The following is a 22,736-nucleotide window of genomic DNA, read 5'->3' on the forward strand; positions in this document are numbered from 1 at the left end:
CAACATTATGATTTGGCTGTTTCCTTTTGGACTGTTGCCGGAGTATTCGGTTTATAGAATGAACGATTATCAAGGGCAAACACACGATCTGTGAATTCGCCTGGCTCGACTTTATCTAACGCACGGTCTAGCATGTTCATCTTTGCATCGATGTTATCGATCATATGAAGCATTTCTGCTTCTCGAATCATAGGAGGCTTCGGACTGCCCCACTCTGCCTTTCCGTGATGACTTAAAATCATATGTTGAAGAAGCGTCACTTCTTCTCCATCGATTTCTAGTTCTTTTGCGGCTTGTCCGATCTCATTCACCATGATCGAAATATGTCCGAGTAGCTTACCTTCCTTCGTATAGCTCGCTGCTACTGAACCTGATAGCTCGACGACTTTCCCAAGATCATGCAAGATGATTCCTCCATACAATAGATCCGTATCGAGGGACGGATAGAGAGTCGCAAGTGACTTAGCGAGGTCTAACATCGAAACGACATGGTACGATAACCCTGAAACAAATTCATGATGGTTTTTTGTCGCCGCAGGAAAAGTTAGAAAATCATTCTGATGTTTTTTTACGAGATGACGCGTTATTCGTTGAATGCGAGGGTTACGCATTTCAAATATATATTGAGTGATTTTTTCCATAATATCGTTTACTTCGAGTGGAGCCGATTCAACAAAATCTCCAACTTTTACTTGATCCATTTCAGTGGCTAGACGAATTGTTTTAATTCTAAGCTGGTTCCTGCCTCTATAGCTGTTCACATCCCCAGTGACTTTAATGATTTGTTGAGCATCAAAGCTCTCTTCATCTTCTGGAGAAGCGTCCCATAATTTAGCTTCAATATCACCCGTTTTATCTTGTAGAATTAGCGTAAGAAATGGTTTCCCATTACTTGCTACTCCTTTTAATGATGATTTGATCAGCACATACTGATCGACCGGTTCACCTACTTTATAGTGCCCGATTCCCTTTGATTCCTTCATCTTTCCACCTCCGTGTCAACATCTATTTTCTTAGTATAGCATAGCAACCGACCGGTTCGATTCATTTTAGTTTCAATCGATGTTCACTTTTTTTGGTAAGACGATCGAGAAGGTTACACCGTTCACTTCATTTTCTACTTTTGCATATCCCTGATGACGTTCTGCTACCTTCTTCACGATTGCTAGGCCGATGCCAAACTGTCCTTTGTCACCCTTTTGAAATGGTTCAAACAGTCTTTCTTTTTCTCCAGTTTTAAACGAAATCGGTTCACCGTTATTGCTGACACTGATGACAGTCGTTTTTTTATCTTCTCTCGCTTCGATTTGTATGTCGCTCTTTGCATATCGAAGGGCGTTTTGAACAAGGTTATCGAGCGCAGTCAGCATCTGCTCTTGAATAGCCGTTAACAGGACGTCTTCACCAGTTATCGAAATCTCTACATCGTCTCGTTGATACATGAAACGTTCCCTAATTTCTTCTGCAAGCCCTCCGAAACGAAACGTTTCATAGCTGCCTTCAGGCTCATCGATCGAATCTAGTTTTATATAGGTGAGCATCGATTTCACTCTCTGCTCCATTCGGTCAGATTCGTTCAATATGACGTCCATTGTATTCTCCATCGAATCGGGCATTACACCATCCTTAATGGACTGCGCGTAGCTTTTTATGACCATAATCGGCGTTTTCAACTCATGTGACGCATGTTGGATGAACGTCTTTTGAGTTTTGTCATACCGCATCAAGTTTTGTCTCATCGATTCGAATTGATTCGATAGCTTTTGGAACTCTTCATCGCCTTCCCAGACGAAAGGCTCTTTCCAATTTCGGTTTGCGATTTGATCAAACCTTTCGCCTAGTACAGTAAGTGGCCTTCTTAAGTATCGCGCGATCCACATCGCAGGGAGTAAACTTAGAACCATAGCGAAAGCCAATATGATGATGAGTCTCCACCATAAACGCTCGATCATCTGATTACGATACGTATCCCACATATAGGAGATAAAGTAAGCTTCCTGACTATTCACCTGGACTTTTGAGATCACGTAAAAAAGGGACGCCTGGTTATTGTACGTAAGTTCATATCTCGCTTTTGGTGTCTCTTGTTCAAGAGCGTTTTTACGCATTTCAACGATTACGGCATTAGGAATTGGATCTCCTTGAAGTGGCCCTCTATATAATCTAGTAATGAGCGTGTGACCTACAGAGCGAGAGGCATCCCTTCGTTCGATGAAATCTTGATCTGTCTCAGGAGGGAGAGGGGCATCCCGGTCAGGGAACGTATACCGTTGCTGTTCAGATTCAATAATTTGATACGTTTCTTCAGTAAGTGTTCCTTTGATCGACAAAGGATAAATAACCGCAATGACGACACCTACGAGTAGAACGAGTATCATAAACGACAGCCATATACGTTTTGTTAAGTTCACGCGAAGCAAATTCATGTGATCAACCGGTAACCAAGCCCGTAGGAAGTCTCTAGATTCATGCGAGGCATTTTTTTCCGAACACGTCTAATCACATCATCCACCGCTCGATCTGAACCGAAATAATCTTCTCCCCAAACATGAGTTAGAATTTGTTCTCTAGATAACGTTTGATTCACGTGTTCTACTAAATATAAAATTAAATCCATTTCTTTCGTCGTTAGTTCGATCGGTTCTCCTCGATCTGTAACTTTGCGAGTAATTGGATCTACTTGATATTCGGATACTTCGTATTTCTTTTGGGATGCTTGCTGATAGACTCGATTCAATAGCTTTTTTGCTCTGATAATCAACTCTCGTGGCATGAAGGGTTTAGCGATGTAGTCATCGCTTCCAAGCTCAAGCCCTACAATTCGATCGAGATCTTCATCTCTTGCCGAAATAAAGATGACCGGAACATCCTTCTCCGCTTTAATTTTTTTAAGTAACTCATACCCATCTATTCCAGGAAGCATGATATCGAGAATCCAAAGGTGACACGAATCGTGGATGTTGTCCATCGCCTCTTCGCCGCTCAAAAATGTCTTAACGTCAAATCCCTCTTTTTCCATGTACGTTTTCAATATTTGGACAAGGTTTTCTTCATCTTCTACTAGATTGATCTTATAGGTTTCTTCCAAATCCAATCACCTCATTTTAAGATACCTTCCTATTGGAAAACACGCTCGAGCTTTATTACATGATCATCAATACCATCTAAAGTCGTTTGATGGCAAGTTAGCATCAACACTTGCTGTTCTTTTGAAAATTCTTTTATAAAACCTTTCGCCACTTCGGTGCGTTTTTCATCGAAGTTCACGAAGATATCATCTAATATTATTGGTAATTTTATCGACGTGACTGAAACAAGGGCAAGCCGTATACAAAGATAGAGCTGTTCCGCTGTCCCTCTGCTTAATTGCGAAGGAAGATAGACCGTACCATCTCTATGACGAATTTGAAAACCGTTCTTTTCTTTAGGAGCATGAATCGCTGTGTACCTTCCTTCCGTGATCGCTGAAAAATAGCGCTCAGCATGGTGTAGCACAGCTGGTAGGCGTTCTTCTTGATACTTCGCTTTCGCTTTTTGTAAAAGCTCTGAGGCGACTTTAAACACTGCCCACTTTCTCCCTAGTGAATGAAGCTCGTCTTCCTTTTGCTGACTTTTTAAAAGAAGATCTTCTAACGTTCCATCTTCTGTAAGTGTACGAAGCTGTTCCTGATGCGTTGCGATATCTTGATAAAGCTTTTGTTGCTCTTTCATCAAGACACCCTCCTCTTTCTCAATCCCAGCCTTTTCCTCTTCAATCTCTTCAACTGAGGAATGGTTTATACCGGCATCCTCAGCTCCGTCCAATTGTGAATCAACAATTACTTTTTGATTCAACAGTTCCCTCGCTTCTTTTTGCGCATTACCCTTAACGCGAAACGCTTCTTCTGTATTCACTTCAGCATCGACGAATAATTGATGAATCTGGTTGTTATATGAACGAAGCTTTGCTTGTTCATTTTTTTCTTTTTGCTTAAGGCTTGATAGCTTATCATGCATTTTTTCAATGTGCTGCATGGTCTCCCTTTGCTTGTCTGCTACTAACAAGAGTTGCTGAATGGCTGTCTCTACGTCGTCAAATGGAACCTCGACTTCTTCACATTTTTTCTTAATTCCATCTTCAACTACCCGCATCTCATAGTCAAGTTCCTCAATTTGCCTCTCAATCACCTTAGCGTCTTGTTTCATCTGCTTGATGACGGCAACCTTATCAACTAACTCGCTCATCAGTTCTGATGATAGTTCAATATGGAAGGAATAGTCTGCTTTCCATGTTTCAAACGCTTCATCCAACTGGAACCTTTCTAGCTCCCATTGATCTACTTTTTCTGCGGCTTTCGTATACGTCCTATTCAACCGCTCGACCTGCTCTTTCACACTCTCTGAACGCCTTCTCAGTTCGCGCTGTTCTGCATGTTCTTCATCACTTTTCTCACCGGTCAACCTCATGACTATGGCCCCAACTAATACAATCACTGCTGCACCGATTGCTAAAAGCCAGTTTTCAATAATACCGATTCCGAGGAAAAGTATTAATGAAATGAAGAGCATGACATTTGAAGATCGATATGTTGATTTTTTTGTTGAATGCTCTTCGGGACGGTCACCCTTTCTACGAGCGAGTAGCCTTTCGTACTCACCTTCCTCCCTTTCAAGTTCTTCACGTGCAGATAATAGTGAGTCGTTCAAATAATCATACTGTTGATCAGACCGCTGATAACGCTGAACGAGTGCTTTTAGCTCTTCTTTCGCACTAAACGACGTGACCATCTTACTTATTTGATGTTCTGATAGCTCTACTTCTTTCAAACTCGAATGAAGCTTATTGTCTCTCTCTCGTTTTTCCTTTTCTAATCGCTTCTTCTCGTCTTGTTTCGTTCGGTATACAACCAATTGCTCATTCAACTGGCTCACATGATGAAGGAGATCATGACGACCTTGAAGTTCCTGAGTTGTGATCTCTTTCTCAACCTCTGCCTGCTCGGTTTGAACTTGTTCGATCTCACCGGTAGTAATGACGACTCTCTCTTTCCATTTATCTAGTTGTGAAAGCCCATCTTCCGGAAAAGGAGTATGTGAAGGAAGAGACTCTAGCTGCCTATGTAACTTTGTTTGTTCTTTTACTAAAGGCAAGATTGTCTTTTCATAATCTAACTCTCGGCGTTTCTTTTGATAAGAGATCAACACTACCTTATTTTCTTCGATTCTTTTCTTCAGAGCTTCGATTTTATCTACCGTCTCGTTATACGTACGATTTCGCTTCTCTAGTTCATAAACACTTTTCTTAGTGTTTTCCCATTCCTCGAGCTTTGCATTGATAAGAGGCTTTCTTCCATTAGGCTTGAACAGTTCACTCTGCCGCTTCTCCAATTCTTTCTCGATCGTAAGTAGAGATGCGCCCCCTGTCATCCCTGCTTCATAAAGGATGCTGTTCCAGCTCTCTTCACTATGATCAGTATGATCATGTAACGTGTTCAAATTACAAAAGAACAGCTGTCTAAATGTTTTTCGATCCATCCCTTTTAACAATCGAGCAAGGTCCTCTTCATCACCTATTGTGCCATCGAAGTAATGAATCATGACATCTCCAGATGCTTTGCCTCTCGTACGCTCGATCGTTACTGGGCTCCCATCGAGTTCAAAGTACAAACACCCGCCAGTGCGAGAATACTTTTTCACAAAATAGCTCTCTTCTTTTCTACTAGAAAAACCAAATAAAATATTCTCTATAAATGCGATCAAAGTCGACTTACCAGCTTCATTTTCTCCATATATCGTCTGGAGCTGATCTGATAAGGTGGAAACTTTGAAGTCCTCGAATTTCCCAAATCCATAGATATGCCACCCGATCAGTTTCATGATGAACGCCCCCCTTTATCATCTATTAAATATGAGAGCAGCAATTCTTCAGCTTCTTCCACGACTGAACTCTGATCCTCGAGGGTAGGAAACGCTTTTTTTGCTCTTCTATGTTGATAGAGAGGAGCGATGCTTTCTGTTACATCCTCAGTGCTGTACGAATCTGAAACGTGAAGAAGATCTTGTAAAAATCCGTCCTGCTTTCTCAGCTCATTTCTATCCCAGGATGGCTGAGAATGAAGTGAAAGCTTATAAGGCCATACGAATCCGTCTAGCTCTCCTTCTTTTCCAATTTGAAGAGCCTGCAATAAATCATCCAGTACGTCATCTTGTAATAAGTGATGATGAAGAGTGCTGATTCCAATGAATTCATACTCGACTAAGTGGCCACCAGAACTGTACGTCTCATCATGAAGGCGTTCCTCACAAATTCGAAGAAGATCCTGAATCGTTTCAATCTTTGATAGATCGATGGTTTCCTTCTGCCATGTCACATCAGAAGTAGAATGAAAGGTTGTCGTAACGTTCCCTTCATCCATCGATACGATATAACACCCCTTTTGCCCTACTTCTTTTCGATGAGCACCTTGTATATTCCCTGGGTATACGATCGGTGGTTTTTCTACTAAGATCGTTCTAACATGAATATGACCGAGCGCCCAATAATCAAAGTTTCTATCGATCAAATCGCTTAAAGTAAAAGGAGCATAAGATGCATGGTCGGTGTTTCCTTCTACGTTTCCGTGCAGCATTCCGATCTGATAACTTTCATCGTCCACTCGTTCAAAATAAGCAGACATATTTTCACTAACATGCCGACGAGGATAACTAAACCCATGAATATCAGCAAGCTTCTCATTTCCTCTATAGAATGGAACAGACTCTACTTCCGGCCCGAAGAAGTAGCTGCTCTTAGGCCAGTCGATCGCAATCCACTCCCCATCGAGAGCGTCATGATTTCCATGAGAAAGAAAGCTACGAATTCCTGCTTTATCTAAACGTTGAAGTTCACGGTACAAAACCATCTGAGAGTGCAGGCTTCGATAACTGCTATCGAAAAGATCTCCTGCAAACAAAACAAAATCAACGCTGTTCTCTAAAGCTACATCGATGAGTTTATGTAACGATCGATGTGCACTATCCTTAACAAAGTTATGTATATCTGGAGGCAAGCTTTGTGCTCCAGAAAAGGGTCTGTCTAAGTGAAGATCCGCACAGTGCAGGAATGAAATTTCTTCCATTGCTTACCACCCTTTCTATTGCTATCTACCTTTAATTTTACCACATTAGGTAGAGCGCACGTTCGCATTGTATGTTTCTTCATAAAAAAACCCGTTCAAGGAGTACTTGAACGGGAAAATATCAATTATCTTTCTTAGATAATTTAAGTGCTTTTCCAATGTCTTTAATAGATGATGATTTTCCATACATCAGTACGCCACCTCTGTAAACTTTTGCCCCGAGGATTGCAAAGAACACCGTCGTTCCCACTAAGAGAACAAGACTAAGTGCAATTTCCCAAAACGGTACAGAAAGCATACCTATTCGTAAGAACATTACAACAGGCGTAAAGAATGGAATGTACGATGTCACCGTAATAATTGGTGCAGATGGTGTCGATAACCCAAACATTGCGATGAAGAACGCAATGATAATTAAGAATTGTACAGGCAGAATGACTTGTTGAACTTCTTCAGCTCGACTTACGAGAGATCCAACCATGGCAAGGATCGTTGCATAAAGCAAGTAACCTAATACGAAAAAGAGGACGGCATAGATAACGAGTGACGCTGATAGATTACTAAAGTCGAGAAACGACATAAACCCACTTGTTGTAAAGTCATCATCCTTGAACTTTAGGAATAAATAACCACACAAAATGATGACAGCATATTGAGTTAATCCTAATAACGCTACCCCTAGTATTTTTCCAAACATTTGTTTAACAGGAGATACGCTCGAAATAAGAATTTCCATCACTCTTGAAGATTTTTCTGCTGCTACTTCTACCGCAACCATGTTTCCATAAAAGATGACAGAGAAGTAAATCACAAACAAGAGGATGTATACAAATACTCTTGCTTGATTCAGTTCATCTTCGGTTTTGGCTCCTTTTTCAAGTGCTATCTTTTCAAACTTTACTGGTTGATCGATCTTAAGCAGTTGCTCCTGAGTGACACCCGCTTGTTCTGCTGCGATCGAGCTCTTTATTTGTTGAAGAGCAGACTGCAGAACTTGTGGGGTTTTTTGCTCCGCTACTGTTTCAGCCTTATAAACTCCTTGAGGGTTACCGTCCTCTGTACTTTCTAAAACAAGGTAACTATCGATCTCACCTGAATCTATTGCTTTTTGTGCTTCTTCCTCACTTCCTTCGTACGGCATAATCTCGATATTGGACTCCATCAAAGAGAGCTGTTGGTCTAGAAGAGAATAATAAGACTCTGAGCTCATCACGCCTACACGGTCAGCTTCGTCATTATCGAAAGAATCCATAATGCTTGGAAGATTTGTGATTAAGAAAATAAAGAGTATCGTTACTAATGTCGTAATAATGAACGGTTTGGATTTTAATCGGTTGAAGTAGGTTTGAAACAACACGATGAACAGCTTATTCATACGAAGCACCTACTTTCTCAATAAAGATGTCATTTAGAGAAGGTTCTTCTAACGCAAAATGTCTAACAAAACCGTTCTTCATCAATTCAGTCAGTACTTCTTGTGAAACAGCTTCATTTTCAATCTGTATGATGGATTGATTGACCCCACTCTTTATCCGCAGGACACCTGGTATGTTTTTAAGGAAATTGAGATCATAATCAACGTTCACAATAAGATTTTTCTTGCCATACGATTGCTTGATCTCTTTTAAATTACCATTCACCACAGGTTTTCCTTTATGTAAAATACACAAGTGCTCACATAATTCTTCAACATGCTCCATCCGATGACTTGAGAACAGAATCGTCGTTCCCTTCTCCTTTAGGTCTAGAACAGCGTCTTTTAGTAACTCCACATTAACAGGATCAAGACCACTGAAAGGCTCATCGAGAATAAGCAATTCTGGTTTATGGATCACTGCTGCTATGAACTGTATTTTCTGCTGATTCCCTTTTGATAGGTCCTCGACTTTTTTATTCGCATTTTCCGGCACACCAAAACGTTCGAGCCAACTTTTAATCTCAACCTCAATCTCTTCTTTCTTCATCCCTCTAAGCTTCCCAAGGTAAATCAATTGCTCTCTAACCTTCATCTTTGGATAAAGTCCTCTTTCCTCAGGTAAATATCCGATAAGATGACTTTTGTTATATGAAATATCATTGTTCTTCCATGAAATCGTCCCATCCGTTTGATCGATCAAACGCAACAGCATACGAAACGTTGTCGTTTTACCCGCTCCGTTCCCCCCGAGCAACCCGAACACTTCATTTTCTGGAATCGATAAGTTCAATCCATCGACAGCTGTAAACGAACCAAACTTCTTCGTTACATTTTCTAAACGAAGCATCTACTTCCCCCCTATTTCGAAATTCGATTATCCACTCATATTACTATAACGTTTCTCACTCTTAAAAGATTCGTTTTTTCTGAAAAAAGTGACAATACCGAATCGAATCGGTAGAATAATAACTATAACTAGTAGGAGGGACAGCACATGGAAAAGTACATTATTACAGCATTTGAAAAAGACGGAACCACCATCCTAGACGACAGCTTCGAAGCCCAAAACGACAAAGACGCAAAAAAAATAGGCCAAGAAATCCTAAACGAAAAAGGCTTCGAATCCAAACCCGCAAGAGTCGTTTCCTCAACCGGTAAATTGATTGTATTGCAAAGATGAAAAGTGAAGGCGAGCGCTTAGAAACGGAGAGATTGGAACTCTTACGCAGGAACACGTTTTTTGTGTTCCTGCGTAAGAGTGAAATCTCGTAGTTTCTGCGAGCCGCAGCTGGACTAATGAAAGGCGGAAGTGGGCGTTTAGGCCCGACAAGCGCTGGAACCTTTTCGAATGAACACGCTCTTTGTGTTCAATCGAAAAGGTGAAGCGATCGAGGGCCTGCCCACTGCAGCTGGACAATGAAAAGCGGAAGTGGGCGCGTTTTAAATCCGTAGGATGTTGGAGCCCGTGAGGATGAGACGATTTTGGTCTCAACCGAGGGGGCGAAACAGCCGGAGGATTTAGCCCACTGGAGCTAGACAATGAAAAGCGGAGGCGAGCGTTCAGTCCCAACAGCCTCTCGAACCTTTTTAAATGATTAAAATAACAAAAACGCTAGTCCGATTCGGACTAGCGTTTTTGATAGTAAACTTATTTAAGGTTGATCCACACGCTCTTAACTTCAGTATAGTTATCCAACGCGTAAGAGCCCATCTCTCTTCCGATACCAGACTGCTTGTATCCTCCGAATGGAGAAGCAGCATCGAATGCATTGTAGCAGTTCACCCAAACTGTTCCTGCTTTAATACGATTCGCTACATAGTGAGCAGACTTCAAGTTCTCAGTCCATAGTCCAGCTGCAAGGCCATAGTTAGAGTTGTTTGCACGCTCTACAACTTCATCTAAGTCCTCAAACGGCATAGCTGCTACAACTGGCCCAAAGATTTCTTCTTTTGCGATCGTCATCTTATCATCAACATCTGAGAAGATTGTCGGTTGAACATAGTAGCCGTTCTCATAAGGAACTTGTCCACCAGTAAGAAGCTCAGCACCTTCATCTTGACCTTTTGAAATATATTCAAGAACTTTTTTATGCTGCTCATCTGAAACAAGAGGTCCCATTTCAGTAGATGGATCAAGACCTGAACCTTGCTTAATCTTCTGACTGTGACTAACGAGGTCAGCCATCACATTGTCATAAGCTTTCTTTTGAATAAAGAGTCTAGAACCTGCAGAGCAAACCTGTCCCTGGTTAAACATAATACCGCTAAGTGCTCCAGGAATCGCTTTTGTCATGTCTGCATCTGGCAAGATGATATTTGGTGACTTACCACCAAGCTCAAGAGTTACTCTCTTAAGGTCGTTTGAAGCCTGGTTCATAATATACTTACCTACTTCAGTTGAACCAGTGAATGCGATCTTATCAACTTCAGGATGCTTTACAAGTGCATCACCTGCAGTTTCGCCGTATCCAGGAACGATGTTGACAACCCCTTCTGGGAATCCTGCTTCTTCCATTAGTTCTGCAAGATACAGAACAGAAAGAGGAGTTTGCTCTGCTGGTTTAAGGACTACCGTACATCCTGTTGCAAGAGCAGCACCAAGTTTCCACGCAGCCATTAGTAGCGGGAAGTTCCAAGGAATGATCTGTCCAACAACCCCGAGCGCTTCATGGCGCGTGTAGTTGAAGAAAGGACCGTTTACTGGAATTGTTTGTCCCATAATTTTTGTTGCCCATCCAGCGTAGTAGCGGAAATGCTCGATCGCAAGAGGTACATCAGCGTTTTTTGTTTCACGGATTGGTTTACCATTATCAAGCGTATCGATCATCGCTAGCTCTTCTTTGTTCTCTTCCATAAGATCAGCTAACTTATAAATTATTCTGCTTCTCTTTGAAGCCGACATTTTAGACCATGGGCCGCTATCGAATGCCTTTCTAGCCGCCATAACCGCTTCATCAATATCTTCTTTTACTCCTTCACTTACTGTTGCAAGCACTTCACCTGTTGAGGGGTTGAGCGTGTCGAAAGTTCTTCCTGATAACGAATCCTTAAACTGACCATTGATATAAAGTTGTTTCTTGCCTTTCAAGAATTCAGCTACCTTAGGATTCATGTCGAGAATTTTTTCCATTAATAACCCTCCATAATTTCAAAATTATCAAACATTATACTTATTAGATATTTTTCTTTGAAAGCCTTTTCATTTTGCGAAAATGCGCCAAAAGTCTCATAAAAAAAGCGCTTATCTCCTCGAAATTGAGGAAATAGCGCTAGGTTTTGCCAATAGATGTTGAAAAACTACTTTTTAAGTTGAAGACGCATTTGCTTCCTAAACACTTCTTTTACCATATAAGAAACCCCTTGTTGGTCATTCGATCGTGTGACCCAGTCCGCTAATCTTCTAATATCATTAGGAGCATTCCCCATCGCAACACCCAGTCCAGCTTGATAAATCATCTCTTTGTCGCAATCTGAGTCACCTATCACTACCATACTGTCAACAGAGATTCCGAGATGATCCCCTAAAAGACGAAGGCTCTTCGCTTTAGAGACACCTTTAGGAATAATTCCGAAATTACATTTCGTAGAGCGAACAATTGAAATGTTAGGAATGAGGTCTTCCAAAATTCTTTTGGCTTCCGCGCGTTCATCATCATCAAAAAAGTGCGCATCGATTTTAGGTGGTGACAGCTCTTTCTTCTCTAAATACTCACTAAGCGTCTCAACAAAATTAACAGGATAGAAAAGCGGATCTCCGATTCCGAGCGTCATCTTAGCTGACAGGTAATGGTTCTGATTCACCCTGTTTCCAACCGCTAACCGTTCATGAATAATACGAATATGGCAATCAAACTTTTCAAGTATATGAATGATGTCGCGAACATCATCTTTACTGATTCTTTCTTGATAGATCGGCTCTTGTACGTTTTGAGCGATAAATGATCCGCTATGAGTCACTATGATCGAGTCATCTAACTTTACGGATTTTGCGATCTTTTTAGCAGAGGCGAAATTTCGACTAGTGATCAGCGTGACATAAACCCCTTTATCTTTCACATACTCAATGGCTTCCTTCGTTTCCTTGTCGATTTTATGATTAGTCCTAAGCAGCGTACCATCAATATCTAAAGCCAATAGTTTATATACCATGTCGTCCCCCCTTTTCGCCTGAAAGTCGTCCCTATGTCATTTATTTTTATGAAGGGTGCAATTTGTCCTATCACAAAATTTTCTCTAGGAAAATCTCTTTAGAAAAATGCGTTTAAGTTTTTCTTCTCGTGGGAACTTCTACTATAAATCCACATATATTACAAAATTATTACAATAAAACTACCATGAAAGGGGTATTTAAAATGACAGAAGGCAAAGAGAGAATTAGGTTTGATTGTGTAGGTACGATTACTCAACCACATATATACAAATGTACGACATGTGATCATGAGTTTAGAGGGAAAGTTAAGATTGAAAAACACGAGCTTCAGTGTCCTGAATGTGAGCTGGAAGAACGAATCATCACGCAACCGAAGCAGTTTGAAGTCGTCGGAGTAATTGAAAACGTTGCATCATAAACATAGCTATAGTCATGATAGTTTGCTCATTTCATGAGAGTGACGTGAGTAAATCTTCACTCAAATAAGCAAGCTATCATGATCCTATAAAAAGAACTCTCGCAAGTCATTGCGAGAGTTCTTTTTGTCTTATTGTTGAACGTTGTCTTCGTCAGCTTTACCGTAAAGGTCTTCAAGCGGCTTTGTAACGATTTTGTTGATGTCTTGAATGACTTGGCTCATGCGCTGTTCTTGCTGCATAAGTTGAGAAATCACTTCGTGCTGTTGAACAAGTTCTACTTGTTGTTGAGCAGTCTGCGCTTCCTCTTCAGTGATTTGCTGACCAGTCATTTGCTTCTGTTGAAGCTCCATCTGCATGTTACGGAAGTTATCGAATAACTTCTTCGCAACTTCATCCTGGTTTACTTGATCGTAAAGTTCCTTAAGTTTTGTGTAGTCCTCATGCTCGCGCATAGCACTTTCTAGCTCATAAGCTACATCATAAAGATTTTTTTCAGCCATGATATATACCTCCTTAAATTATAAGGATTATTTTCGCTCTCATAACCCCGTACCTACCCACTATAACAAAGACAGACCAATTCATCCAATAATCGTAATAATGATTCCCTGTACGACTCCGATCAATCCTCCAAGAACAGCTCCAAGGTACGTGATCATCTTGAATTCTCTTCTAGAAATGGACAGAACCATTTCCTCGATTCGTCCAACAGAGAAGCCCTCTACCTGGCTTTTAACAATTTCAGCAAGCTGTAGTTGTTCCATTAACGGCTGTAATTGATGACTTAAATAATTTCCAGCTGCATCGACAATTCTTGGAACAAAATTTTCAATGATCCGGTCCTTAAACGGTTCGACTGCTTTCGAAAGCGGCAGTTCCATGATCTGGTCGATGGGGAGTTCTTTTACAATCGCTTCAGAAAGATCGTGTACGACCTCGTCCAGATTCACCTTATCTTCAAACGTCTCAACTTTACTTTCCTTTATAGAACTCCATTCTTTTTCAAGCATCGTGACGATGACTTGTTGGATATCTTTTTGTTTTAACAAACGAAGAAGTTCAGGCTGGACCTTATCAACGATCCTCGTATTCGTGAAGAACATATTGATCATGCTACCCAGCGTCCCTCGTTCTGCTAGATAAAGATCAATCATCACCGATAATTTTTCTTTACCTTCTGGTGAAGCGATATAATCACTTACTTTCGTTAGGATTAAATCAGAAAACGGTTCGATGCCACTATCGACTTTCGAAACAAGTCTATCAGGGAGCACTTCTCCTACTTCCTGCGCCTTCAATTCGTTTACCTTCACTCCAAGCTTTCCTTTTATATACGCTCTCGCTTTTTCCTTCGTCACAGTAGATGGTGATTCCATATGGAGACCTTTTGAAATTAGCTCTTCGATCGTATCTTCTTTATCAAGATACTTCATGACTTCTTTTTGGGCATATTCAACCATCGTTAACTTAAAAACAGGATCATGCATTTTCTTCTGAATGCCTTCTGGTGTTAATAAATGTTCCACAACCATTCTCCCAAGTTGTACCGCCAATTCATCTCGACGCTTAGGGATAAGGCCAGGAGTAAACGGAACTTTCCATTTCCCAATATATAGTGGTTTATATGGTCTGAATAGCATTTTTATCGCTAATGAATTTGTAAATCCACCTATAATCGCTCCGATAACGACCATAAATAGAATCGTAATAATAATGGACGACATAAACAATCAACCTTTCTATCTCACGTTTTCACAAAGAAAACTCCATCTTCATAGTATACGTTATCCGCAATTGCCTATCCAGTTTAAGGAAGGCAATCTATCGAAAAAATAGTTGAACGAGGGTTTCTATGAAACATACACATAAAGTGATTTTACACCCTTTACTCGAAGAAACGGGTAAAAACCGACTAATCATTCCTGAGTACCTAGCTACTAGATGGCACTTAGAGAATACAGACGTATTTTTTAAATGCGGATCTCTTCAATATCCAGTTCACCTGGAAAGCTATGAAACAAACTCTGATCAAGCAGTGTATTGTTCAGAAGAGATCTTGTCACGCCTTTTCCTTCCTAAAAACGAACTACGTGTTCTACTATCCTTTTGTAAAGAAACTAGCGTGATTACGTTAGGACCGATATTCTGCCTGACTACGAATGCACAAGGAAAGGAAGACACTCCTTTTTCTGCTTATACTGATTTTTGTTTAGAAATTGCAAAGTACTGTGAACAACACCATATCTTCTTTTTTGTTAACACTTTAAAAAGGTGGGACAACAACTCAGTAATCGGAAAGAGGTGGCAATCTGATCGATGGATTGAAGACACCCTTCCCTTACCTTCCATCATCTATAACCGCATTCACTCAAGACGGTTAGAGAATTCAAATGAAATTGAGAGCTTGAAGGAATTATGGCGAGAGCTCAACATACCATATTTTAATGAAGCATTCATAGATAAATGGGATGTTCACGAAAAACTTCTCTTATATGAGGAGCTCGCTCCCTACCTCCCTGAATCAGACATACTCGATACGATCGATAAAGTTGAACAAATGATGAATAAGTACAACACCATCTACCTTAAGCCGATTAACGGTAGTCAAGGAAGGCATATTTATCGGATCAGTAAGAGTGAAGATTGTTATTTGCTCGGCTACTCGAGTTTTAGCGGAAACAAGGTACTAACCTCCCCTACATTATCAGGCCTCTACCCTGCTATACGAGCGAGAAGCAAAAAGGTGCCATATTTAATACAACAGGGCATCCCCCTCTTTGAGGTAGAAGATTGCCCAGTTGACTTTCGCATTCTATGTTTAAAGGGACCTGGTGATAAATGGAGGGTTGTTTCAACAGTCGCTCGAGTATCTCAGTCGAAAGAGCAATTCGTTTCGAACATTGCTCGAGGTGGACTCATCAAGTCAGTAGATGACGTTCTCTCACAATTTGATAAAGTGTCCCGAAAACAAATCAAACGAATTCTTCCAGAGCTCGCTCTGGAAGTCTCTAAGGTAATCGATGGTGAAACGGACGGGATGTATGGAGAGCTCGGTATCGATTTAAGCATAGATAAAGAAGGGCATCCATGGATAATCGAGGTAAATACAAAACCCTCAAAAACCCCTGATCACCCTTCGAACACCAACTGCCGTCCTTCTGTAAAAGCATTGATTCAATTCGTTTATTGGTTCACTTCTAACTAAGAGAGGTGAAGAAATGGCAACTCTCGGGATCATGCAAACCTCATTTCGGCATGAGAAGCGTTATATGCGTGAACTTGCAAAAGCTGGTACGGCCTGTGGTTTTATGGTGTTTCGATTTCAACCTAGTGGGAATTTCCGATCCACCCTTCAAGGATTACACTACGATCATGATCATGATCGTTGGAGAAAAGCAACATTTGAAGTCCCAAGTTTTATCTATGACCGTTGCTTCCATACAGCTCCAACAAAGCAATCCCTTACGTTCATTAAAGAACTCAAACAATACTCGAACACCGTTTTCCTTGGATATGGCTTGCCAGGGAAGTGGGCTGTTCATAGCGTTCTAAAAAACGACAGTGATCTGAATGAACACCTTCCTCTAACGTTTCAGCTCAACTACCGAACGGCTATGAAAGTCATTCGAAGCCTATTAGATGAGAAAGCGGAACTATTATTAAAGCCCACTAACGGATCTCAAGGGAATGGCCTGGTCCATATCACACAGCTTAATGACGTTTTTCATTTGATAATCAATCATAAAGGAGACATTCACCGTCATAATTATGATACAACCAGGTCTTTTCATACTTTCATTGAGAACTTACTTTCAAAAAAGGAGTATATGGCACAGGAGATGCTTCATCTCCGAGATCAAAATGGTCGTCCATTTGACCGAAGAGTGGTGATGAAAAAACAAGCGGATTTATGGAAGGAGCTTGGTCGAGGAACGCGGGTTGGATTGCCTCATTCGTTCGTTTCAAACCTTCATAGTGGCGGAGTAATTAAACCATACGCTGACCTTGGCTTAAGTAAAGACCTTCTAGCAAGAGCAGATGAAAAGATTTCTGAGCTTTCCTTAAGAGCAGCTAGACTGTTAGAGCTGCATTTTCCACCTAAATTTGAGCTTGGACTCGACTTTGGTATTGATCAAACAGGACATGTTTGGCTTCTAGAAGCCAATTCAAAACCAGGACACTCGATACTTCAAAACAAACAAGATCTCCACTTCCTTCCTTTTCAATACTGTCGATACCTCCAATCTCAAAAGAAAGGGGTAAACAAATGATGACAGATCCATGTCCTTTAACAAAAGACACCACATCTTCTGGGTGTTTGTATGTTCCCCCCTCCACATTTAAGTCGTATGTTGAAAGGGTCTCCTTTCCTAACAAGCTTTGTTTTGGTACGAGGACATCTTTTTGTGCTGTGTCTCCACACCCAGACAACAAAGAAGAATATATGATATCTGAAGATTTGTGGAAAATACTCGGTATCCCTGAGAAAACTTCTGTTCACCTATTTCAACATGGAGACTCTCTTCATATCGGTCCTCTTATCGGAGTATTCACAGCTGGCTTTACAAAAGATAGTATGCGGCCGATCGGTGAACGAAGCATGTACTTTGCGAAGCTAATGACTGCAGCGAGGAAATGCGGTGCTTTTGCCTTTGTCTTTGGTGCGCATCAAGTGGACTTTAAGGATCAGTCGATCAAAGGGCTCATGTATAACAAAAAGGGTTGGAAACAAGTGAAAGTCCCGCTTCCTGACGTGGTATATGATCGGCTGCCGAATCGAAGCTCAGAATCCCTAGAACAGGTAGCTTCTACAAGGCACAAGCTACAATCTCAGTATTTGATCCCGTGGTTCAATCCAAGCTTTTTTGATAAATGGAAGGTGTTTGAGAAATTACAGGAAGACGATGCTGTTAGTCATTATTTACCAGGAACAATACTCAATCCAAAACAAGAAACCCTCGCAAAGATGCTAGAAGAGTATGAACAGATCTATATTAAGCCTGCTAACGGTAGTCTTGGTTTAGGAATCCAGCAAATCCTTAAGCCGGCTAACGAAAATTATTACTATTGTCGCTTCCGAACTGGCAAAGAAAACAGACTAAGGAGCTATAGCTCACTATCGAGATTAATCAAACAACAGTATCCTTCTGGGAAGTTAGATGGATTCATTGTTCAACAAGGAATCGACCTACACAAAATTAATCAGAGGCCAATGGATTACCGTGTTCATACAAATAAGAACAAGGAAGGAAAATGGGAAGTTAGTGCGATCGCTGCAAAAATTGCTGGAGAAGGCAGTTTAACGACTCACACATCATCTGAAGGCACAGTAAAAACCTTAAATGAACTCGTTACAGATTACGGTTTTAGTAAAGATTACGAAACATTGTTGAGTGATGCAGCATTAAAACTTAGTCATTCACTCGATGATAAAATACCTGGTTTCATCGGAGAGTTTGGTTTCGACCTCGGTATTACCAAAAACGGTGAGATCTATCTGTTTGAGGCAAATTCCAAACCAGGAAGAAGTATATTTGGTCATAAAAGATTGAAGGCAGAAGAATTGAGTACACGCGTTCTTCCGATAGAATACGCGATACACCTTGCTAAATCTGCAATTGAAAAAGCTCTGGTTAACCACAGATGATCACGCTATATTATGATGATGAAATGAAAAAATGGTCTCAAAGAAGTACGTATCAAACATTGTATTGGGGGAATGAGCAACGTCCGCTCTTCCCCCCTTCAACTAAACTTGCTAAATCGATCATCAAGATTTACTCAAGTAAAAACGGCATCCGCCCTTTGGTTGGTATTCTTGCTGGAGATAATGCAAACCACCACTTTAGTGGAAATGCAGCGATCTTTCATTCGATTCAAGAAGAAATCACCAAACAAGGTGGTTTATCGTTCGTTTTCACTCCTAGCAGTTTTTATAAGAACCATATCCTAGGTTATATCTTTGATGAAATAACACATAAATGGACAGGTTATCGCTTTCCTTATCCGAACATCGTCTATAATCGAATCCCAAATCGAGATGAAGAACGTTCTAAGTCAGTAACTAACATACTGAATTATTTAGATAAAATGGAGATTCCATACTTCAACAAGCGTTTTTTAAATAAAGCCGATCTATACGAGCTTCTAAAAACTCAAGAGGAATTGAAACCACATTTGCCACCTACAGTAATTCTAACAAAAGACACACTAGAACCTTTTCTGCGACAGCATCCAATCGCATACTGCAAACCTTCTGCAGGAAGTAAAGGTCACGGCATCTTTAAGCTCGAGAAGATCACGAATGCATACAAATATAGTGACCATGAAAACACACAGACGTTTGATACGGTTAGCGACCTCATTACTTATTTGAAACCATTCCTTAAAGAAGTGTATTTAATTCAAAAAGCTGTTTCACTTTGCACGCATGGCAGCTATCGATACGATTTCAGGGTTTTGCTTCAAAGACCTTTTGAGGACTGGAACGTGACTGGAATTGGAATACGCGCAAATCACATGAGCAGTATAACGACCCACGTGCCAAGAGGGGGACGCATCCTGTCTTTCACAAAACTCGCGAAACCTATGGATGAAGAAAAAATCAACCAGTTAGCAATTTCTACAGCATCACTTCTTAAGAAAGAAGGATTTTTCGCTGAGCTTTCAATGGATATTGGAAAGGATGATAATGGACAGCTATGGATTTTTGAGGTGAATGCCAAACCTATGCGTTTTGACGAACCGACCATCCATCGTGCATCGATGTCCTCCCTTATTTCTACGTTCCGCACGTTTTCAGCGTATTAGCTTGATGTGGTATGATAGAAAAAAGCGTTTTCAATTAGGGGGAGTTTAGATGTTATCGCATTTTCAATACAAACAAATAGGACCAAAAATTCGCAAAACGAAATGGGAAATCTCCTTCTTTTATCAAGGGACTTATTATCGTTCACTCTATCTTCACAACGGAGAATTCGACTGGTTTGAACCATCACCTAAAGAAGAAGATAAAAAGAAACTACAATCTCAAATTCATGAGCTGATGCTCTTTCACGTTTATGAAAACTCAACTAATAAATAGCTTGTTTTCAACGCATACTAACCCTATATAACCTTTATAGGGAGTTGAAAAAGCGATGCCGAAAAAACACACTGAAGGATCACAGTACGAAGGTCGAGACAAGTTCGACATGGATATCGACCGGATGGTGAATGAAGGAATGGCTGGAGGAGCTGTTCATCAAAGCTATAGACAAGCCCAAATCGAAGAAGCAATACCAGTCATGGAACAAGAACCGCCACGTCGATGTGACGAATAGTTTCTTGATGGTATAATAATGAGAACCTCTGCTATGAACAGGGGTTCTTTCTTATTGAAGGCCTTAAGGAGGTTCAGAACATTGAACAATTTATCAGAACTATATGGTGAAGATTATGCAGTTACATCTGAACAACCTGAACGATACTATTGGTATAAAACAGCTGGTGGAGAACGCTTCGGGGTTCGAAAAGCACGCCTCTCAGATGAAGAACATATGCTTCTTTGCACCCTCTTTTATCACGAGGTCGCCAGCGACTTGGGAGATCCCCTTCAACAAAAATGGGTATCTGTCCTTTTTGATGAGAACCTTGACGTTTCCCCAGTAGCAGCGAAACCAGTAAGATACATTCATTTTCATCTAAAAGAAGTTCCCTCCGACTTTACTGAGTTTAAAGAAGCGATGATTGGATTATTTTCAACTGAAGTCGTTTTTCTATTTAAAAATGAAAAAGAGGGTCTTATGGTTCAAGAAAACACGGAAGGCGAACAGCTCGTTGAAGAATTAGAACAAATGGCAGCTGCGTTAACCGCAGACTTTTTCATCGAAATGTCTCTCTTTGTGGGACAGGTTATCGAAGACACCTCCCCATCGAACTTGCTGAAAACGTATCAAACTGAAAAGAGATGGTTTACTTCTGGCATAAAGCTTATGCCGTCTCAATTGGTATTCACTCAACCTGCGATTGTGCCGGCAATCTTATTTAGTGAAGCAAGTAAAGAAACGATTCACTACCTAAAAACATTAATTGAACCTGTGAGTGAAGACACTGAATTACTGAAAAGCATACGTGCTTATCTAGAGGCAAACTTAAACATCACCATGGCTTCAAAACAGCTTTACGTACATAGAAACAGCTTGCAATACCGAGTAGATAAATTTATAGAACGAACCGGAATCGACGTTAAATCTTTCACAGGAGCCGTTATGGTTTACTTGGCTCTTCTTACTTACGAACTGCGTTAATCAACGCAGTTTTTTTATGCCATTCGTTCATTTTGCACAAAACAGCTATCAATTTTTGTGCAGCCTCCCAATTTACGACAGCGTTTTCATAACGTACACTTAGAACTATCAAAAGCACTTCACTTACTAGGAGGCATAACATTGGCTGAAATTAAATTGAATCACATTTATAAAAGATATGATAACAAATTCGAAGCTGTAAAAGACTTTAACCTTGATATTCAAGACAAAGAATTCATCGTATTCGTTGGTCCATCAGGTTGTGGTAAATCAACAACACTACGTATGATCGCAGGACTTGAAGATATCTCTGATGGAGACCTCGTTATCGGTGATAGACGCGTGAACGACGTTGCTCCAAAAGATCGAGATATCGCAATGGTGTTCCAGAACTATGCTCTTTACCCGCATATGAACGTATATGACAATATGGCATTTGGTCTAAAACTACGTAAATTCGACAAAAAAGAAATTGAGCGTCGTGTAATGGATGCTGCTCGTATCCTTGGTCTAGAAAACCTACTCGATCGTAAACCAAAAGCACTTTCAGGTGGACAGCGTCAGCGTGTTGCACTAGGACGAGCAATCGTACGTGATCCTCAAGTATTCTTGATGGATGAGCCTCTTTCTAACCTAGATGCAAAATTGCGAGTTCAAATGCGTGCTGAAATTTCTAAACTACACCAACGCCTTCAAACGACAACTATTTATGTAACACACGACCAAACGGAAGCGATGACGATGGCAACTCGAATTGTTATTATGAAAGATGGCGTCATTCAACAAGTTGGTTCGCCTAAAGAAGTATACGATGCTCCTGATAACGTCTTTGTAGGTGGATTCATCGGGTCTCCTGCAATGAACTTCCTTCGTGGCCAATTAGAAGACGGCTACTTCACGATGGATGATGTTCGAGTGAAAGTACCTGAAGGAAAAATGAAGACGTTACGTGACAACGGATATACGAATAAGGAAGTCCTTCTTGGTATCCGTCCAGAAGATATTCATGACGAGCCAGTTTTCATCGAATCTTCTCAAGATACAAAGATTAAAGCAGCAATCGATGTTGCTGAACTAATGGGTGCTGAAACATACCTCTACTCTAAAGTTGCAGATCAAGATTTCATTGCACGTGTCGATTCTCGCTCTGATATTAATAGCGGACAACACATTGAGCTTGCTCTAAATATGAACAAATGTCATTTCTTCGATACAGAAACGGAACAGCGTATTTATTAAATTCAAACAAAAACATCCTTTTTGAGGGTGTTTTTTGTTTTCCATAAATTGCATGAACTTAAGGTTAAACGTTAATAATGGTTCATGATTGACTTTAGAGCAAATGCTCACTAAAATAAAACCTGT

21 protein-coding genes are annotated in these 22,736 nt (G+C 40.6%); 10 read left to right on the top strand and 11 right to left on the bottom strand.

The genetic code is table 11. The features are described from left to right. Positions 1-5: 5 nt before the first annotated feature. The 7 genes from yhaM to ACXAHI_RS17655 all read right to left on the bottom strand — a co-directional run bounded on the left by yhaM (position 6) and on the right by ACXAHI_RS17655 (position 9,361). Positions 6-983, bottom strand: a complete 978-nt coding sequence (yhaM, locus tag ACXAHI_RS17625; protein ID WP_270182429.1) for a 3'-5' exoribonuclease YhaM — start codon at positions 981-983, stop codon at positions 6-8. 72 nt (positions 984-1,055) lie between these two features. Continuing rightward, positions 1,056-2,426 carry a sensor histidine kinase gene (locus tag ACXAHI_RS17630; RefSeq protein ID WP_474850135.1) on the bottom strand — a complete coding sequence of 457 codons (1,371 nt, stop codon included), beginning with the start codon at positions 2,424-2,426 and terminating at the stop codon, positions 1,056-1,058. Further along, positions 2,423-3,088, bottom strand: a complete 666-nt coding sequence (locus ACXAHI_RS17635; RefSeq protein ID WP_474850137.1) for a response regulator transcription factor — start codon at positions 3,086-3,088, stop codon at positions 2,423-2,425. The genes ACXAHI_RS17630 and ACXAHI_RS17635 overlap by 4 nt, the downstream gene beginning before the upstream one ends. A 29-nt stretch (positions 3,089-3,117) precedes the next feature. After that, positions 3,118-5,856 carry an ATP-binding protein gene (locus tag ACXAHI_RS17640; RefSeq protein ID WP_474850139.1) on the bottom strand — a complete coding sequence of 913 codons (2,739 nt, stop codon included), beginning with the start codon at positions 5,854-5,856 and terminating at the stop codon, positions 3,118-3,120. After that, a complete protein-coding gene (locus ACXAHI_RS17645; RefSeq protein ID WP_474850141.1) occupies positions 5,853-7,097 on the bottom strand; it encodes a metallophosphoesterase family protein in 1,245 nt (414 codons plus the stop codon). The genes ACXAHI_RS17640 and ACXAHI_RS17645 overlap by 4 nt, the downstream gene beginning before the upstream one ends. Before the next feature lie 121 nt (positions 7,098-7,218). Next, the gene (locus tag ACXAHI_RS17650; RefSeq protein WP_474850143.1) at positions 7,219-8,472 is read right to left on the bottom strand and encodes an ABC transporter permease; all 1,254 of its coding nucleotides are present in this window, start codon (positions 8,470-8,472) and stop codon (positions 7,219-7,221) included. Further along, positions 8,465-9,361 carry an ABC transporter ATP-binding protein gene (locus tag ACXAHI_RS17655; RefSeq protein ID WP_474850145.1) on the bottom strand — a complete coding sequence of 299 codons (897 nt, stop codon included), beginning with the start codon at positions 9,359-9,361 and terminating at the stop codon, positions 8,465-8,467. Before ACXAHI_RS17655 ends, ACXAHI_RS17650 begins: the two co-directional genes overlap by 8 nt. Positions 9,362-9,508: 147 nt before the next feature. On the opposite strand from ACXAHI_RS17655, the gene ACXAHI_RS17660 reads away from it, so the two are divergent. After that, positions 9,509-9,694 (top strand): YhzD family protein, encoded by a 186-nt coding sequence (locus tag ACXAHI_RS17660; protein ID WP_270182423.1) that lies wholly within the window; start codon positions 9,509-9,511, stop codon positions 9,692-9,694. 468 nt (positions 9,695-10,162) lie between these two features. On the opposite strand, the gene ACXAHI_RS17665 is transcribed toward ACXAHI_RS17660, so the two are convergent. Both ACXAHI_RS17665 and ACXAHI_RS17670 read right to left on the bottom strand, forming a co-directional pair. Further along, entirely contained in the window at positions 10,163-11,644 is a 1,482-nt protein-coding gene (locus ACXAHI_RS17665) for an aldehyde dehydrogenase family protein (protein WP_474850147.1), read from the bottom strand. A 167-nt stretch (positions 11,645-11,811) separates the two neighbouring features. Then, on the bottom strand, positions 11,812-12,663 hold the full coding sequence (locus tag ACXAHI_RS17670) for a Cof-type HAD-IIB family hydrolase (RefSeq protein ID WP_474850149.1): 852 nt from the start codon (positions 12,661-12,663) through the stop codon (positions 11,812-11,814). Between the two features lie 203 nt (positions 12,664-12,866). Between ACXAHI_RS17670 and ACXAHI_RS17675 the strand changes: the two genes are divergently transcribed. Further along, positions 12,867-13,082 (top strand): FmdB family zinc ribbon protein, encoded by a 216-nt coding sequence (locus tag ACXAHI_RS17675; protein ID WP_474850151.1) that lies wholly within the window; start codon positions 12,867-12,869, stop codon positions 13,080-13,082. A 129-nt stretch (positions 13,083-13,211) separates the two neighbouring features. Here the strand turns inward: ACXAHI_RS17675 and ACXAHI_RS17680 are convergent, their stop codons facing one another. Then, positions 13,212-13,583: a YlbF/YmcA family competence regulator gene (locus ACXAHI_RS17680; protein WP_270182419.1), complete on the bottom strand. Its 372-nt coding sequence runs from the start codon at positions 13,581-13,583 to the stop codon at positions 13,212-13,214. Between the two features lie 81 nt (positions 13,584-13,664). After that, complete coding sequence (locus ACXAHI_RS17685; RefSeq protein WP_474850153.1) at positions 13,665-14,807, bottom strand: DUF445 domain-containing protein; 1,143 nt, start codon at positions 14,805-14,807, stop codon at positions 13,665-13,667. A 128-nt stretch (positions 14,808-14,935) separates the two neighbouring features. Here ACXAHI_RS17685 and ACXAHI_RS17690 point away from each other — a divergent pair, with 128 nt between their 5' ends. The 8 genes from ACXAHI_RS17690 (at position 14,936) to ACXAHI_RS17725 (ending at position 22,610) form a co-directional block, all read left to right on the top strand. Next, on the top strand, positions 14,936-16,288 hold the full coding sequence (locus ACXAHI_RS17690) for a YheC/YheD family endospore coat-associated protein (protein ID WP_474850155.1): 1,353 nt from the start codon (positions 14,936-14,938) through the stop codon (positions 16,286-16,288). 13 nt (positions 16,289-16,301) lie between these two features. Beyond that, entirely contained in the window at positions 16,302-17,354 is a 1,053-nt protein-coding gene (locus tag ACXAHI_RS17695) for a YheC/YheD family endospore coat-associated protein (protein ID WP_474850157.1), read from the top strand. A gap of 173 nt (positions 17,355-17,527) precedes the next feature. Further along, on the top strand, positions 17,528-18,730 hold the full coding sequence (locus ACXAHI_RS17700; RefSeq protein ID WP_474850159.1) for a YheC/YheD family endospore coat-associated protein: 1,203 nt from the start codon (positions 17,528-17,530) through the stop codon (positions 18,728-18,730). Beyond that, positions 18,727-19,893, top strand: a complete 1,167-nt coding sequence (locus ACXAHI_RS17705; protein WP_474850161.1) for a YheC/YheD family endospore coat-associated protein — start codon at positions 18,727-18,729, stop codon at positions 19,891-19,893. Before ACXAHI_RS17700 ends, ACXAHI_RS17705 begins: the two co-directional genes overlap by 4 nt. Positions 19,894-19,942: 49 nt before the next feature. Continuing rightward, positions 19,943-20,167, top strand: a complete 225-nt coding sequence (locus ACXAHI_RS17710) for a DUF5342 family protein (protein ID WP_474850163.1) — start codon at positions 19,943-19,945, stop codon at positions 20,165-20,167. 55 nt (positions 20,168-20,222) lie between these two features. Continuing rightward, positions 20,223-20,405, top strand: a complete 183-nt coding sequence (locus ACXAHI_RS17715; RefSeq protein ID WP_474850165.1) for a hypothetical protein — start codon at positions 20,223-20,225, stop codon at positions 20,403-20,405. Positions 20,406-20,486: 81 nt separating this feature from the next. After that, complete coding sequence (locus ACXAHI_RS17720; protein WP_474850167.1) at positions 20,487-21,371, top strand: PucR family transcriptional regulator; 885 nt, start codon at positions 20,487-20,489, stop codon at positions 21,369-21,371. 141 nt (positions 21,372-21,512) lie between these two features. Beyond that, positions 21,513-22,610 (top strand): ABC transporter ATP-binding protein, encoded by a 1,098-nt coding sequence (locus ACXAHI_RS17725; RefSeq protein WP_474850169.1) that lies wholly within the window; start codon positions 21,513-21,515, stop codon positions 22,608-22,610. Positions 22,611-22,736 lie beyond the last annotated feature (126 nt).

It is taken from the genome of Anaerobacillus sp. ABD4_527, assembly GCF_056160805.1.

What these genes read in the sequence shown, in the direction of transcription:
- ACXAHI_RS17665 (WP_474850147.1), bottom strand. Translation starts at nt 11,644, where the DNA reads ATGGAAAAAATTCTCGACATGAATCCTAAGGTAGCTGAATTCTTGAAA.
- ACXAHI_RS17690 (WP_474850155.1), top strand. Translation starts at nt 14,936, where the DNA reads ATGAAACATACACATAAAGTGATTTTACACCCTTTACTCGAAGAAACG.
- ACXAHI_RS17670 (WP_474850149.1), bottom strand. Translation starts at nt 12,663, where the DNA reads ATGGTATATAAACTATTGGCTTTAGATATTGATGGTACGCTGCTTAGG.
- ACXAHI_RS17680 (WP_270182419.1), bottom strand. Translation starts at nt 13,583, where the DNA reads ATGGCTGAAAAAAATCTTTATGATGTAGCTTATGAGCTAGAAAGTGCT.
- ACXAHI_RS17660 (WP_270182423.1), top strand. Translation starts at nt 9,509, where the DNA reads ATGGAAAAGTACATTATTACAGCATTTGAAAAAGACGGAACCACCATC.
- ACXAHI_RS17650 (WP_474850143.1), bottom strand. Translation starts at nt 8,472, where the DNA reads ATGAATAAGCTGTTCATCGTGTTGTTTCAAACCTACTTCAACCGATTA.
- ACXAHI_RS17695 (WP_474850157.1), top strand. Translation starts at nt 16,302, where the DNA reads ATGGCAACTCTCGGGATCATGCAAACCTCATTTCGGCATGAGAAGCGT.
- ACXAHI_RS17715 (WP_474850165.1), top strand. Translation starts at nt 20,223, where the DNA reads ATGCCGAAAAAACACACTGAAGGATCACAGTACGAAGGTCGAGACAAG.
- yhaM (WP_270182429.1), bottom strand. Translation starts at nt 983, where the DNA reads ATGAAGGAATCAAAGGGAATCGGGCACTATAAAGTAGGTGAACCGGTC.
- ACXAHI_RS17655 (WP_474850145.1), bottom strand. Translation starts at nt 9,361, where the DNA reads ATGCTTCGTTTAGAAAATGTAACGAAGAAGTTTGGTTCGTTTACAGCT.
- ACXAHI_RS17710 (WP_474850163.1), top strand. Translation starts at nt 19,943, where the DNA reads ATGTTATCGCATTTTCAATACAAACAAATAGGACCAAAAATTCGCAAA.
- ACXAHI_RS17685 (WP_474850153.1), bottom strand. Translation starts at nt 14,807, where the DNA reads ATGTCGTCCATTATTATTACGATTCTATTTATGGTCGTTATCGGAGCG.
- ACXAHI_RS17630 (WP_474850135.1), bottom strand. Translation starts at nt 2,426, where the DNA reads ATGAATTTGCTTCGCGTGAACTTAACAAAACGTATATGGCTGTCGTTT.
- ACXAHI_RS17675 (WP_474850151.1), top strand. Translation starts at nt 12,867, where the DNA reads ATGACAGAAGGCAAAGAGAGAATTAGGTTTGATTGTGTAGGTACGATT.
- ACXAHI_RS17645 (WP_474850141.1), bottom strand. Translation starts at nt 7,097, where the DNA reads ATGGAAGAAATTTCATTCCTGCACTGTGCGGATCTTCACTTAGACAGA.
- ACXAHI_RS17640 (WP_474850139.1), bottom strand. Translation starts at nt 5,856, where the DNA reads ATGAAACTGATCGGGTGGCATATCTATGGATTTGGGAAATTCGAGGAC.
- ACXAHI_RS17705 (WP_474850161.1), top strand. Translation starts at nt 18,727, where the DNA reads ATGATCACGCTATATTATGATGATGAAATGAAAAAATGGTCTCAAAGA.
- ACXAHI_RS17700 (WP_474850159.1), top strand. Translation starts at nt 17,528, where the DNA reads ATGATATCTGAAGATTTGTGGAAAATACTCGGTATCCCTGAGAAAACT.